A 12,885-nucleotide genomic window follows, 5' to 3' on the forward strand; every position below is an offset into this window, starting at 1 on the left:
CTCGTCGTCGTCTTTGGACACGATTGGTCGAGGCCGCCTCAGCGAGCCCACCACCAAACAGCAATGTTCAAAGACTTGATCATGCGAAAATTGTTAGCCTGAGATCAGCCGCCACGCAAGAGGCGATCGCACGAATGAAAAGGGCGGCCCGAAAGCCGCCCCTCCCCAGCCTTGAAGGCATGACTGGCTCAGAAAGTCTTGGTGAGCGAGACCTTGAATGTGCGACCCGGCTCGGAATACCACTCCCGCGGCTGCGACGCCGTCGCCGAGCTGAGATTGACGTCGCGCACGGCGAGCGCGTTGTAGTGCTCCTGGTCGAAGATATTGTAGACACCAGCTTGGACGCGCAGGCCCGGCAACTGTTCCGGCGTCCACCAGCCGGTCAAGTCGACGATTGCGTAACCGGGCGCATCAAAGGTCGTGTCGTTGGTGTTCGTGACCGGTGTATTGAGATGGTCCGTGAGCATGCCGGCCGCAAGCGTCGAGGAAAGGTCGAAGCCGAAGGTCGCATTGCTCCAGCCGCCGCCGATGATCGCCTTGAACGGCGCCACCGAGCGCAGGCGCTGGGTGGTCTCTTCGTTCCTGCCATAGGCATAGGCCAGCGAAGCATGCAGATTGATGCCGTTATTGAAGGTCTTGACGGTGCTGGCTTCAATACCCGAGATCGTCGCCGCAGCCACGTTCGTGTAATTGAACTCAGTAAAGCCTGTCGCGTCGACGCTCGTCACCGTCTCGATGAAGTTCTGATAACGGGTATGGAAAGCCGCGACCCTGCCGGTAAAATCGCCCGTGTCGAAATTGGCGCCGACTTCGATGCCGCGGCCGATTTCCGGTTCCAGATCAGGATTGCCGAGCTGGGCGTAGCGGCCGGTGGGGTTATAGAAGCGGCTGTAGAGTTCGTCGATGGTTGGCGCGCGGAAGCCGACCGCCAGCTGCATATAGAGCTCTACATCAGGCGTCAGGTCGAATGTGGCAAGGATCTTCGGCGACATGGCGGCTTCCGTTCGGTCGCGAAGATCGCCGAAACGGGTAAGGCCAGTATTGTTGGCAAAACCGCCGCCGGTCGAGGGATCGTAGTTGAACCAGTCAAAGCGGAAGCCGGGCGTCAGCGTGAAACCGGTGTTGCCGATCTCGATCTTGTCTTCGACAACAAGCCCAAGGTTCTGACTGTCCACATTCGGCACTTCCGCCTGGTTGTTCAGCGCCGGGCACGTCGTCAATGTCGGGCACAGAGCCCAGCTGTACTGGCTCCAGCTGGAGACGCCGACGTCAAGGCCGACGCGAAGGGAGTGGCTGAGACCGGAATATTCGAAATCCTTCGTCGCGGTGCCGCTGAAGCCCCAGGTTTCGTTTTCGACCTCGTTGTTGCGGCCATAGGCAACATTGGCGGTCGTACGGCCCCCGCTGCCGGCCTCCTTCTTCAAATCCTGCCAATAAAGCGTGGCGCGCGCACTGCTGAAGACCGCGTCGGAAGACTGCGCTTCATAATCGTAGTCGAGCGATACGCGATCGCGGTCACGCTGTTCGCGGCCGTCATAATTTTCGATCATGAAGTTGCGAGGGCTGGTTCCTCCTTGAAGATGGTGCAGGTCGGTTTCCAGGTCGCGGCGGAAGCGTTCCGCCGTCAAGCCGATGCGATGACCGCCTTCCAGCTCCTGGCGCAGTTTGAAGAGCAGGTTGTGTTGGTCGAAATCAGCCGGGTTCGCCTCGGTGCGGAGAGCACCGTAAACGTCATTGTTGCCCATGTTCGCCCGCTCATGGCCTTTGCGGTAACCGCCCTGGAACAGGATCGAGGTGCCGCCGATCTTCTTGGCGGCGGCGGCCGAGCCGGAGAGGCTGCGGTCTTCGCTGTCATAGGTCGATTTCAGGATCGCGCCCCAATCGCGGCCTTCGGGGATCAGATCCTCCGGCTCCAGCGTATTGAGGACGATGGCGCCGCCGAGCATGCCCGAACCGCCCTTGCTCGAATCCGCGCCGCGCACGATATCGAGCGAGGACAGCGAATCGAAATCGAACATATCGCCGCCGCCATTGGCGTTGGCAGGAGCAAAAGCACCCTGGCGCGAGCTATTTGAGATGTAAGGGAGCGGAATGCCGTCGATCGTCGTCAAGATGCGAGCACCGGAAAGACCGCGCAGGTTGAAGCCCGCATCGGCACGCGAATAGTTCACGCCTGCATCGACGCTGCGGCCGATGTCGTCGTAATTAGTGACCTGCTTCTCTTCCAGCTGCTTCTGAGTGATCTCGGTCGCGAGCGGCGTATCGGCAACACTGCCCGGCGCCACGCGCTTGCCCTTGACGACGATCTTCTGCAACACGGTGCTGTCCTCCGACGCGGCTTCCGGCGTGCTGGCCGGAACGCTTTGTGCGAAAGACTGCGAAACAGGAAGAATAACTGCGGCTGCCGTGCAGACCGATAGAACCGAGCGCCAATACCGGATGATCATAACCTACCCTCTGATGGTGATTACCGGGCTGGCTGGTCGTGGCGCGTCGAACGCTCGAGGGGCTGGCTGGGCTTTTTTGGATGAAGACGAAGCAGAATTCCGCCCTCTTTTCGCCGCATAAAAAACATGAGAACTATTGTCAACATAAGTGGGTGCCTTATGTTGAAATCAAGTTTTGACGATCTCGTAGGACGTTGCACAATTGCAACGAAAAACGCCCTCATGCGTTGTTACCCGCGACGATACTAGGATCTCTGCCCATTGAGGAAACTTTCGACACTGGCGATCCTTTTCGCCGCTAGCGTCTTTCTTGCCGGCGCCCGCCTGCCTGCGCAGGGCCCCTTGCCAGAACCTCGGCCCGATACCGGACAGACGGCCAGCCCGTCTGCCCCGCCAGCGGAAAAGGCGGAACCGCCCGCACCGGGGGAAGTTCCCGCCCCTCAGCCGAAACCGGACGTGAAGGAGCCGGAGGCGCCGGCATCCAGCCAGACGCCCGCGCCGCAGGCCGCCCCGGCAAAACCGGAGCCGACGGAACCGATGCAAGGTCCGCCGCTGCCGCCGGGTACTGCCGGTCGCCCCCATGCGCCGGAAGAAACCAGGCCGCAGGGCGAGCAGACGCTCGAAGAGCAGCAACTGACAATCGAGCCGGAGAGCGATGCTGAACATGCAGAATGCACCGCCGCCCTTCAGGCTCTGGGCGTTGTCTTCAAGGAAGCGCCGCGCATCGACGACGGCAATGGCTGCGGCATCGACAAGCCGATCATCGTCTCCGAAGCCCTGCCCGGCATTGCGCTCAAGCCGGAAGCGACAATGCGCTGCCCGGCCGCCCTCGCGCTTGCCCGCTGGATAAAGGAGAGCGTCATCCCCGCCGCCGCCGCTGCCCTGCCGGGACAGGGCCGCATCACATCAGTTAACCAGGCAACGTCCTATATGTGCCGCCTGCGCAACGGCGCCGGAACCGGCAAGATCTCCGAACATGCTCGCGGCAACGCTATCGACATTGCAAGCTTCCATTTCGAGAAAGGCGAGGACGTCGCCGTCCGCTCCCGCCGCGAGGACTCCACACTGACCGGCGCCTTTCAGCGAACCGTCAGCGCCGCCGGCTGTCTCTATTTCACCACTGTCCTCGACCCCGAAAGTGATGCCGCCCACGAGACCCATTTTCATCTCGACGTCATTGAAAGGAAGGGCGGCTATCGCTATTGTCACTGATGAAGCAGTTTCCTGATCATCGCTGTCGACTTCATATTTACCGGTGAATTCCATTGAGCCTTTGCCATCGGACCGTTGTTCCTCGGCACGATGCAAAGCCTTATCCGGTTGTTTATCGATCCAGACTTTGAAAAGCGTCGGAAACACCGTCTGGTCGAGCGTTTCGGGAAGTCTGCCTCCGATCAGAACAACCCTTCAATATAACCCTGCTCATTCAAAAAAATCCGCTCCGCCGACGGCGATTTCGGCAGGCCGGGCATCGTCATGATCTCGCCGGTGATGGCGACGACGAAGCCGGCTCCGGCTGAAAGCCGCACCTCCCGCACAGAGACGATATGGCCTTCCGGCGCGCCGCGCAGGTTCGGATCGGTAGAGAAGGAATACTGCGTCTTCGCCATGCAGACCGGCAGCTTGCCGTAGCCCTGCTCCTCCCATGTCTGCAGCTGATCGCGCACCGCCTTGTCGGCGGTCACCTCGCCGGCATGGTAGATCTTCGAGGCGACGATCTCGATCTTCTCGAACAGCGAAATGTCGTCGCCGTAGAGCGGCTGGAATTTCGCCTGGCCCGATTCGGCCAGCTCCACCACCTTATGCGCCAGTTCCTCGATGCCGGCCGAACCTTTGGCCCAGTGCTGGCAGAGGATCGCTTCGGCGCCGAGCCGCGAGACGAATTCCTTCACCGCCGCGATCTCCGCATGGGTATCCATGACGAAATGATTGATCGCGACGACGACGGGCACGCCGAAGCGGCGCACATTGGCAACGTGCCGGCCGAGATTGGCGCAGCCCTTCTTCAGCGCCGCGACGTCCTCCGTGCCGAGATTCTCCTTCTTCACGCCGCCATTCATCTTCAGCGCCCGGATGGTCGCGACGATAACGGCCGCGTCCGGTTTCAGCCCGGCCTTGCGGCATTTGATGTCGAAGAATTTTTCAGCCCCGAGATCGGCCCCGAATCCCGCTTCCGTCACCACATAGTCGCCGAGCTTCAGCGCCGTCTTCGTCGCCGTCACCGAATTGCAGCCATGGGCGATATTGGCGAAAGGGCCGCCATGCACGAAGGCCGGATTGTTCTCCAGCGTCTGTACGAGGTTCGGCTGCATCGCATCCTTGAGCAGCACCGCCATCGCGCCATCGGCTTTCAGGTCGCGCGCACGCACCGTCGTCCTATCAAAGCGGTAGCCGATGATGATGTCGCCGAGCCGCCGCTCCAGATCCTTGAGGTCGGTAGCAAGGCAGAGGATCGCCATCACTTCCGAGGCGACGGTGATGTCAAAGCCGCCCTGGCGCGGGAAACCGTTGGCAACGCCGCCGAGCGAAGAGACCATGCTCCTGAGCGCCCGGTCGTTCATATCCATGACACGCCGCCAGGTGATGCGGCGAATGTCGATATTCTCTTCGTTGCCCCAGTAGATGTGGTTGTCGATCATCGCCGCCAGCAGATTGTGCGCCGAGGTGATCGCATGGAAATCGCCGGTGAAATGCAGATTGATATCTTCCATCGGCACGACCTGCGCATAACCGCCGCCGGCCGCACCGCCCTTGACGCCGAAGCAGGGGCCGAGAGAAGCCTCGCGTATGCAGACGATCGCCTTCTTGCCGATCCGATTCAGACCGTCGCCTAGGCCGACAGTCGTCGTCGTCTTGCCTTCGCCGGCCGGGGTCGGATTGATCGCCGTGACAAGGATCAGCTTGCCGTCCTTCTTGCCCGCCTGCGCCGCGATGAACTCGGCGCTGACCTTTGCCTTGTCGTGACCATAGGGGACGAGCTGCTCGGCCCCGATGCCGAGCTTTGCCGCTATCTCAAAGATCGGCCTCTTGGCCGCGGCACGCGCAATCTCGATATCCGACTTGATTGCTGGCATGGATGCTCCCCATTGCGGCCTGCGCGGGCGCGAAGGCGTTTCCCTCGTCAGTGGGATATCGAAATATCGCCAAGCTGTGAATAGCGCTCGCCTTGCAGCCGCCACGCTGGATGGTTATGGGGCGCTCAACCGTCGCGGCTTTTGAAGGTGAAGACATGAAAGCATTGGAACTCCTCGTCGAGCGTATCATCCTGTCGAGCCGCTGGCTCCTCGTCGCCTTCTACATGGGCTTGGTGTTGGCGCTCGCCGCCTATGCCGTTTCCTTCGGCTATAAGCTCTTGAAGATCACCGCCAACGTCTTCATTCTCGACGAGGCGGGGATGATCCTTGCCATGCTCAGCCTGATCGATGCGGCCCTCGTCGCAAGCCTGATCGTCATGGTGATGATTTCAGGCTACGAGAATTTTGTCAGCCGCTTCGATGAAGCCGACGGCGCCGACAACGAGGTCTCTTTCCTCGGCAAGCTCGATTCAGGCAGCCTCAAGATCAAGGTCGCCTCCTCGATCGTCGCCATCTCCTCTATTCATCTGCTGCAGGTCTTCCTCAATGCCGACCAATACGAAGACGCCAAGATCATGTGGCTGACGCTCATGCACCTCACCTTCGTCGCCTCCGCCGTCATGCTCGGCTTCCTGGAGAAGCTGATGAGTGTGACGTCGAAGAACGATTTGAAGGACGAGGGATAGAGGGACGACGAACCGCTTGTCAGGTCGATGCGCGGGCAAGCCGTCAGTCAAGGCCTTCCTTTCCGCGTCAGTTCGAGGCCCCAGCAGCAGGAATGATCTCTGCCTCAGCTTTTTTGGGGCATCGAAGACTTTCCTTGGCATCGGGTCCACACAGGCGGTCGCCGGGCTCATCGCCATAAGGGATGATGCCATTGACGATCCCAAGCTCGAGCGCCTGAGCACGAGGAATTTCTTTTCGCTCAATCGAGGTCGCGATCATCATCGCCTCGAAAGACTCGGAATTGACACCCATCTCGTCGAAATAGGCGAAGAATTTTGCAGATTCAGCCGTGGTGGGTCTCACGAGGCCGATATCGGAGTATCCGACAATTCGCGGCGTTCCGCTCATCAAGACGAGAGCACAGGTCGAAAGGCAGTATGCCCCGCCGGCGGAGACCTCCCCCTCAGTTGGGCCGCTTTTGGCCATGCTCGCCTTGCAACGCGGATTTAGCGTCGGGCAGTTCGGCAACCGCGTTCTGCCAACCGAGGTCTCCAGGCCTGCAGCACGGATTATACGTCCCATCGCGAAAGCCGCATCCATGTCCCCGCCATTGGACTGAAGCACGACCGGCAGCTTTCTTTCGCCGAGCGTCTCCAAGATCGCCTTCAGCCGAACCGGGGTATCCTGCGTGATGTCTCCTTCCGCAGAAATCCACTGCGTGCACTCCTCCTGACAATTGCCATGATGCATCAGCAGAAAGTCCATCGGCTGGGTTGTCGGCACTTTCTCGCTTGGGTCCGCGACTGCAGCCTGCGCAAGCGCCCCAGCCGCTTCGACCGCCGAATGGCCGTGGCAGACGGCATCGGCGGCTGCACCCAGCCGGCATTGCGGCATGCCCGGCCACTCATTGTAGGCCAGCATGTCGGTGTTCAGCCCCATGCGAAGTGCATCTGCGGGCGGTATGATCGTGATACGATCAGGAGCCGTACTCATCATCAAGGCGATCAGATCGCCGCTAACGCCCATCTCCTTCAAATAGGTCGTCAGCGCAGCAGTCGCCTTCTTGCCGAGCTTGGTGGAGCTGCTCTGTCCCACCGCCTTGCGTCCAACCTCTTTGCGGGAAATTTCCGTCTTCTTGCCGTTCACGATCTTATATTCGATGCGATAGGAGATACGCACCCTGTTGTAGACGGTCGTGATCTGGTGGACGCCAATGAAGGCCCATTGCGACGAGACGCGTGAGATGCCGCCGGCGAAGGCCAGCGGACATGCGGAAAAGCAGTATGCACCATCCGAATAGGTGACGCCGACCGAGCTGCCATCCTTGGCGATAGCTGCGGCGCAACGCGCATCATCCTCCGGGCAATCCTTCAATCGCGTGCCGCCTATGGCTGTTTCCAGGCCTGCCTTGCGGATCATCCGGCCCATCGCATAGGCAGCATCCACCTCACCGCCTTCCGACTGGAAGACGACGGGCAGTTTCCGGTCCCCGATTTTCTTCAGAACTCTTCTAAGCTGGGCGGGAGTATCGGCGGTTATGCGGCCCTCCGCCGATATCCATTCAGGACAGTCTTCTATACAGAGGAGGCTGTGTACGATGATGAAACGCATCGGGGGCTGCCCTGCCGGCTTCCTCTGCCCAGCCGCCTGCGAAGGCGCGGCACCGATCGACAAGTTCAACAAAAGAAAAACAAGTAGTGCCAGAGAAAACAGATGCTTAAAATGCAGAGCAGGTGCAAAGCGCACGATTAAATCGCCTCAGTTATACATGATAATACGCCTATCAATTGCATCGTGCCGCAGCAAGCCAGATTTCGACACCTCTCGCTGCCCAAGCTCTTCCGGCGTGATTCTCGTCGCTCCCGGAGCAGGCGAGATTCGCAGCTAGCCCGCCGCGGAAGAAGTCAAAGATACCACAACGCTATTTGCACAAGCCCCAACTCAACCGGGGCGCGCGCAGTCGTGACTATTTCTGCGCGTTTCGTACTAATCGGCTTGAGATAAGGCAATTGGGACTAGCATCCAGCAGTGTTTGTGTATTTGATAGCGTTAACATTGGGGCTGCCGGAGGCGTACAAATGTCTTATATGACCACCTCTGAAAGACAGTCGTTGCTTGCGGCGGAACTAGCTGTTGCAGGAACGCGCGGCCTGTTTGCACAAGGGCTCGGCAGGGTCTCTGCGGCTTTCGGACTGTCCTATGCGACGCTGATGCACGCTCCCTCGCCAGAAGACCTCCTCCTGAAACCGCTACTGATCGAAAGCTCGCTTCCCGCGGCCTATATCAGAGACTTCGATCGCGCCAACATGATGCGCGGTTGCCCTTTCGGCGTACGGCTGAGGGAGTCGGCCGTGCCGCAGGCCTGGCACCTCGACGATACCGTCAATGGACAGGCCTTTCCAGCCGAACTGCGCGCCTTGATGCTGCGCCATGCGATACCTGCGGGTGTTGCCATGCCGACGATTGCACTCGATGGGCAGCGCCTGGTCTTCTGGTTCTGCGGCGAGCGTGCGGCGCTCGGCCAGAGCGAGGTCAACGAGCTGGCGATCATCATCCTGCATGCCCTCGACGCATACAATGCCGTCAGGCGTAATGAGGAAAACGCGCACAATGCGCTGTCGGCGCGTGAACTTGAAGTCGTGCGCTGGACGGCACAGGGCAAGACTTCGATCGAAATCGGCCAGATCCTGGCGCTCTCCGATCACACGGTAAACGCCTACATGACCAACGCGATCAAGAAACTCGATTGCGTCAATCGCACCCAGTTGGTAGCAAAAGCAATTCGATTGAAGCTGATCAGCTGAAAAATCAGAAGAGGGTCAGCACGTTGTCCCGTGATTGGGAGGATCGTGTCTCTTCGTTTCGAACAGCCTGTCGTCGACAAGATAGCACAGTCCCACGTCCATATCGGCATCACCGATGCGGAAATCGTCCAGATGGTTGCGGCCTATCGCCTTTTCGGCTTCTGGCGCATCGACATCGAAACCGGACATTTCTTTGCAAGCGAGGATGTGCACACGATCTTCGATCTTCCCTACGGGCCGGTCAATCTGGCCGAACTGATGTCTCGAATTCACGCCGAAGACCGCAGCCTGATCGCCCAGACCTCCGAGGAGGCAAGCCGTCACGGCATCGGCTACCATTTCGTCTATCGCGTCGACAACTCGGCGGTTACAAGTTGGTGCGCAGCATCGGCCGCTTCCGTGACGATGCCAGCGGCGGCGGCATCGTCGGCGTCACCTATGAATTCGTCGAGAGGCTGCGCGTCGTTGGCTTCGAGGATCATACGGGGCGCCGCTGACGCGCAACGCTCTAACGATCGAGCACCGACCGGATCTCGACGAGGTTCGAGCGCACCCTCAGAATATAGAAGCCCATGGTCGCGAGGTGGCTCGGCATGATCCAGCCATCTTCGCGCCCGTTCGAGATGATCGAGGGCTGGATGCGCAGTGCCGCCTGGAACTGCCGCGTAGTGCCGCTCCAAATCGCGCCGAGATTGCGTTCCTGCACCACCTGCGAGAAATCCGCCTGTGCAGCCGTCAGGATGGCGTAATAGGCATAAAGCTGGCCGTAGGCGAACCAGAACCGGTCGTCGGCACGCGTGTCGAACCAGCCGCGATTATGGTGTTCCGAGCGCTCGGCGAGCATGTCGGAAGTGGCGCCGAGATCGTTGGCGATGCGGTCGATGAACTGCATCAGATTGTCGGCGCGGCCGTCGAAAATAACGTTGCAGGCGGACAGATCAGTATTGAACTTGCGCAGGCTGCCGATCGCCGAGCGGTAGTAGGAAGGCGTTGGCGTTTTAGGCCCGAACGGATTGAGCCCGAAATACCAGCTATATTCGTCGAACTGCAGATTGCCGCGCGCGCTCTGCAGATCGTTGTTGATGCCAGACGTGCCGCGCACGCGCCCGAGTGTATCGACAAGCTCCGCCGAGGTACGCCGGACTGCCTGGTTGATGCCACGCTGGAACGAGGCCTTGTTGTCGAGGAAGGGCGTGTGATCCCAGTCGATCCCGAAGAAGCCCATTTTGTAGAGCAGCATGGAAGAAATCCATGCGTTCTGGTTGACGTTGAAATCGGCAAGGTCAGCCGTGACATCGACAATGGCTGAGCGCTGACAGGTCTTGGTGGCCGCGCCGCTCGCGCCCTCGGCGGACGGCAGTTCCTGCCCGGCGGCAATCTTGCGTTCCGAAAAGCGGTATTGGTCGACGAAGGCAGTGTTGAAGTTCGACCAGACCTGCGTCTGCCAGAAGAAATAGCCGTAAAGTACGGCGAAGAGCGCCACGAATGCGATGATCGGCAGCCGGATCAACCAGCTCCGGCGCTGGTACCAGCCATGCGCGGCAAGAAAGGGCCAAAAGGCCCAGGCGGAAAACAAGCGGGCCCAACGGGCGATCGTCTGGCCGATCCGCCAGAAAAAACCGGCAATCCGGTCAAGCATCGTCGTCTCCTGTCAGGCGAGGCGAACACTACCGCGCCGCGCGTTTTAGAAGCGCTAAGGACGCTGTAGCACTTTGAGTCACTGCATAATTCCTTAAATGGTTCCAATCTAAGGAATTATGCAGGAGGACATCGCCGCCCCGCTGCATCCACATATGCGCTCGCCAGCCCGAGCACAACAAGAGCCCTTGATTTTTACGAATGAAAGCAGCGCGAACCGCGCGCGTCACGGCTCAGGAACGCAGGAACGGCAACCTGAAGCGGAAGGATCTGCGCGCCGTATCGATGAGCGGCGCTCCCGACGTTTCCGGTGCCAGCTCGGCGTAAGCCGGAAATTTTCCGGCGACGTCGAGGTCGGCCCGGCTCTTGCGCCGCTCCAGATCCTGGGCGACCAACATATCTTTCTCGAACAGCCTGATCGGGGTTGCAATATCGGGGAACAGTTCCGGCTTGATCCTGACCTTCATGCCCGGCCGGTCGGTATCGACCTGCGCCTGATAGATGATCAGCCGCTCCTCGACATCGATCATCAGCTTGCGCAGCAAGACGTTGCAGGCACCGATCCGGCCATTCAGCGAATCGACGAAAGCCTGGAACAGGCCGATGAAGCGCTCGCGCCGCTGGCTGTCGTCCCGCATCTCGTGCTCCTCGGCCGAAATTCGTTCGGCCTCTGCCTTCAACGCCCGCCGCTCTGCCTCCATCTGCTCCCAGTGCGCCCTGTTGCCATAGACGCCGATACGACCCTGCGTCGTCAGTGCTTTGGCGTTGAGCTCCTTCATCTTCAGGCGGGCGATATCGATGGAATCGACCAGCCGGCGCCGTTGCTCGACAATGCCCACGAGCCCGTGTTCGGCTATCTTGTGGCGTTCGATGATCGAGGTGCGCTGGCTCACGATCAGCCTGGCGAGCGCGTCCGATTTCGCCAGGAGATCGAGCAGCCGCTCGATGACCGGTGCCTCGCGCACGCGTTCGGTATACATGCGCCACATTCTCTGGCGCGACGTCCAGCCGGCCATTTTCTCGCGCAGCGTCAATCCGCGGAAACTATCGAGATCGGCCGAAACCTCCGCCGTCATTCGGTCCAATGTGAAGACCAGTTCGGCAAGCAACGCATCGAGCGCCGTGCCATCGGCAATATGGGCCTGGAAGCGCGCGTTCTGTTCGAGAAAACCCTCGTCGGCCGACCGCGTTTCGTCGCTGTCAAAGCCGCGGATGCAGGCTTCGCAATAGGCTCCCTCGGCCGAAATCTTTTCGGCAAGGCCGCCTGCGGCTTCGTACAGGCTATCGAATGGCGGGGCTCTGCGCACCTAATCTCTCCAGGGAATCTTCTGCCTCAAGCTAGAGCATAACGCCGAAAAGTGTGAGCGGTTAGGATCGAGGGAGCTTCTAACTGGACGCGCTCGGAACGCCGCTCGGCTTTCAGCTCCTCAAGGAACGCCACGGGGTCGACCTCCGTAGGTTCCCCGCTAGCTTGCCTTCGACGCATTCCCGTCTAACGAATTCGAGCTCCAGGGCGCTCTCTTCCTAGACGGTCTCAGACCGGTTCGGCCGTCCATGCCCCGTTCACTTCGTCGTCCCAGTGCCTGCGGCAGAGCGAGACATATTTCTCATTGCCGCCGACATCGATCTGCGCGCCTTCGTGCAGCACCTTTCCCTGCGCGTCCAGCCGCACCACCATCGTCGCCTTACGCCCGCAGTGACAGATCGTCCGCACCTCGCGCATTTCGTCGGCAATCGCCAAAAGCTCCTGTGAGGCCGGAAACAGCTTGCCTTGAAAATCCGTCCTCAACCCGTAGACCATGACGGGGATGCCGAGCCGGTCGACGATGCGGGCAAGCTGCCAGACATGGAGAGGCGTCATGAAATGCGCCTCGTCGACGAAGACGCAGGAGATCGGCGCCCCTTCACCGCTCAGCGTCATGACCAGTCGGAACAGATCCTCGTCCGGTTCGAAGGGAATGGCGCTCGCCTCCAGCCCGATCCGCGAGCCGATCACGCCCCGGCCGGCGCGCTCGTCGAAGGCGGCGATCAGCTGCACCGTGCGCATGCCGCGCTCCTGGTAATTATAGGCGGCCTGCAGCAGCATCGTCGATTTGCCGGCATTCATCGTCGAATAGTTGAAATAGAGCTTTGCCATCAGAGTCTCCTTGATCGGTTATTGAAAGCTCGGAGTGGCAAAGAAAAGCCCCGCAAGGGCAATAATCACAGGAATCGCCGTCTGGACTCCGTCGCAAGCCTCGAAAACTGGGCACATCA

10 protein-coding genes and 1 pseudogene are annotated in these 12,885 nt (G+C 60.1%); 5 read left to right on the plus strand and 6 right to left on the minus strand.

The window, feature by feature from the left end; genetic code table 11:
* Positions 1-188 precede the first annotated feature (188 nt).
* Positions 189-2,393 (minus strand): TonB-dependent hemoglobin/transferrin/lactoferrin family receptor, encoded by a 2,205-nt coding sequence (locus NXC14_RS15850; protein ID WP_245362159.1) that lies wholly within the window; start codon positions 2,391-2,393, stop codon positions 189-191.
* Here NXC14_RS15850 and NXC14_RS33395 point away from each other — a divergent pair.
* Positions 2,296-2,568, plus strand: coding sequence for a hypothetical protein (locus NXC14_RS33395; protein ID WP_245362172.1), 273 nt, complete (start codon positions 2,296-2,298; stop codon positions 2,566-2,568). The two genes, NXC14_RS15850 and NXC14_RS33395, sit on opposite strands and share 98 nt — an antisense overlap.
* A 140-nt stretch (positions 2,569-2,708) precedes the next feature.
* Positions 2,709-3,659: an extensin family protein gene (locus NXC14_RS15855; protein ID WP_085778949.1), complete on the plus strand. Its 951-nt coding sequence runs from the start codon at positions 2,709-2,711 to the stop codon at positions 3,657-3,659.
* 182 nt (positions 3,660-3,841) lie between these two features.
* On the opposite strand, the gene NXC14_RS15865 is transcribed toward NXC14_RS15855, so the two are convergent.
* Positions 3,842-5,521, minus strand: a complete 1,680-nt coding sequence (locus NXC14_RS15865) for a formate--tetrahydrofolate ligase (RefSeq protein ID WP_085778950.1) — start codon at positions 5,519-5,521, stop codon at positions 3,842-3,844.
* A gap of 155 nt (positions 5,522-5,676) precedes the next feature.
* Here NXC14_RS15865 and NXC14_RS15870 point away from each other — a divergent pair, with 155 nt between their 5' ends.
* Positions 5,677-6,207, plus strand: coding sequence for a TIGR00645 family protein (locus NXC14_RS15870; protein WP_085780147.1), 531 nt, complete (start codon positions 5,677-5,679; stop codon positions 6,205-6,207).
* Between the two features lie 67 nt (positions 6,208-6,274).
* On the opposite strand, the gene NXC14_RS15875 is transcribed toward NXC14_RS15870, so the two are convergent.
* The gene (locus NXC14_RS15875) at positions 6,275-7,933 is read right to left on the minus strand and encodes a hypothetical protein (RefSeq protein ID WP_085778951.1); all 1,659 of its coding nucleotides are present in this window, start codon (positions 7,931-7,933) and stop codon (positions 6,275-6,277) included.
* A gap of 332 nt (positions 7,934-8,265) precedes the next feature.
* Between NXC14_RS15875 and NXC14_RS15880 the strand changes: the two genes are divergently transcribed.
* Positions 8,266-8,991, plus strand: coding sequence for a LuxR family transcriptional regulator (locus tag NXC14_RS15880; protein ID WP_085778952.1), 726 nt, complete (start codon positions 8,266-8,268; stop codon positions 8,989-8,991).
* Between the two features lie 45 nt (positions 8,992-9,036).
* Positions 9,037-9,488: pseudogene (locus NXC14_RS15885) on the plus strand (diguanylate cyclase).
* 11 nt (positions 9,489-9,499) lie between these two features.
* On the opposite strand, the gene NXC14_RS15890 reads toward NXC14_RS15885, so the two are convergent.
* From NXC14_RS15890 to NXC14_RS15900, 3 genes are all read right to left on the minus strand, one after another.
* Positions 9,500-10,630, minus strand: coding sequence for a DUF2333 family protein (locus tag NXC14_RS15890; protein ID WP_085778953.1), 1,131 nt, complete (start codon positions 10,628-10,630; stop codon positions 9,500-9,502).
* A 232-nt stretch (positions 10,631-10,862) separates the two neighbouring features.
* The gene (locus NXC14_RS15895) at positions 10,863-11,936 is read right to left on the minus strand and encodes a hypothetical protein (protein ID WP_085778954.1); all 1,074 of its coding nucleotides are present in this window, start codon (positions 11,934-11,936) and stop codon (positions 10,863-10,865) included.
* Between the two features lie 227 nt (positions 11,937-12,163).
* Complete coding sequence (locus NXC14_RS15900; RefSeq protein ID WP_085778955.1) at positions 12,164-12,766, minus strand: thymidine kinase; 603 nt, start codon at positions 12,764-12,766, stop codon at positions 12,164-12,166.
* Positions 12,767-12,885: the final 119 nt, after the last annotated feature.

It is taken from the genome of Rhizobium sp. NXC14 (assembly GCF_002117485.1).
Taxonomy (GTDB): domain Bacteria; phylum Pseudomonadota; class Alphaproteobacteria; order Rhizobiales; family Rhizobiaceae; genus Rhizobium.

Excerpts from the sequence above, each read along its gene's own strand:
- NXC14_RS15870 (WP_085780147.1), top strand. The coding sequence starts at position 5,677 with ATGAAAGCATTGGAACTCCTCGTCGAGCGTATCATCCTGTCGAGCCGC.
- NXC14_RS15890 (WP_085778953.1), bottom strand. The coding sequence starts at position 10,630 with ATGCTTGACCGGATTGCCGGTTTTTTCTGGCGGATCGGCCAGACGATC.
- NXC14_RS15865 (WP_085778950.1), bottom strand. The coding sequence starts at position 5,521 with ATGCCAGCAATCAAGTCGGATATCGAGATTGCGCGTGCCGCGGCCAAG.
- NXC14_RS15880 (WP_085778952.1), top strand. The coding sequence starts at position 8,266 with ATGTCTTATATGACCACCTCTGAAAGACAGTCGTTGCTTGCGGCGGAA.
- NXC14_RS15900 (WP_085778955.1), bottom strand. The coding sequence starts at position 12,766 with ATGGCAAAGCTCTATTTCAACTATTCGACGATGAATGCCGGCAAATCG.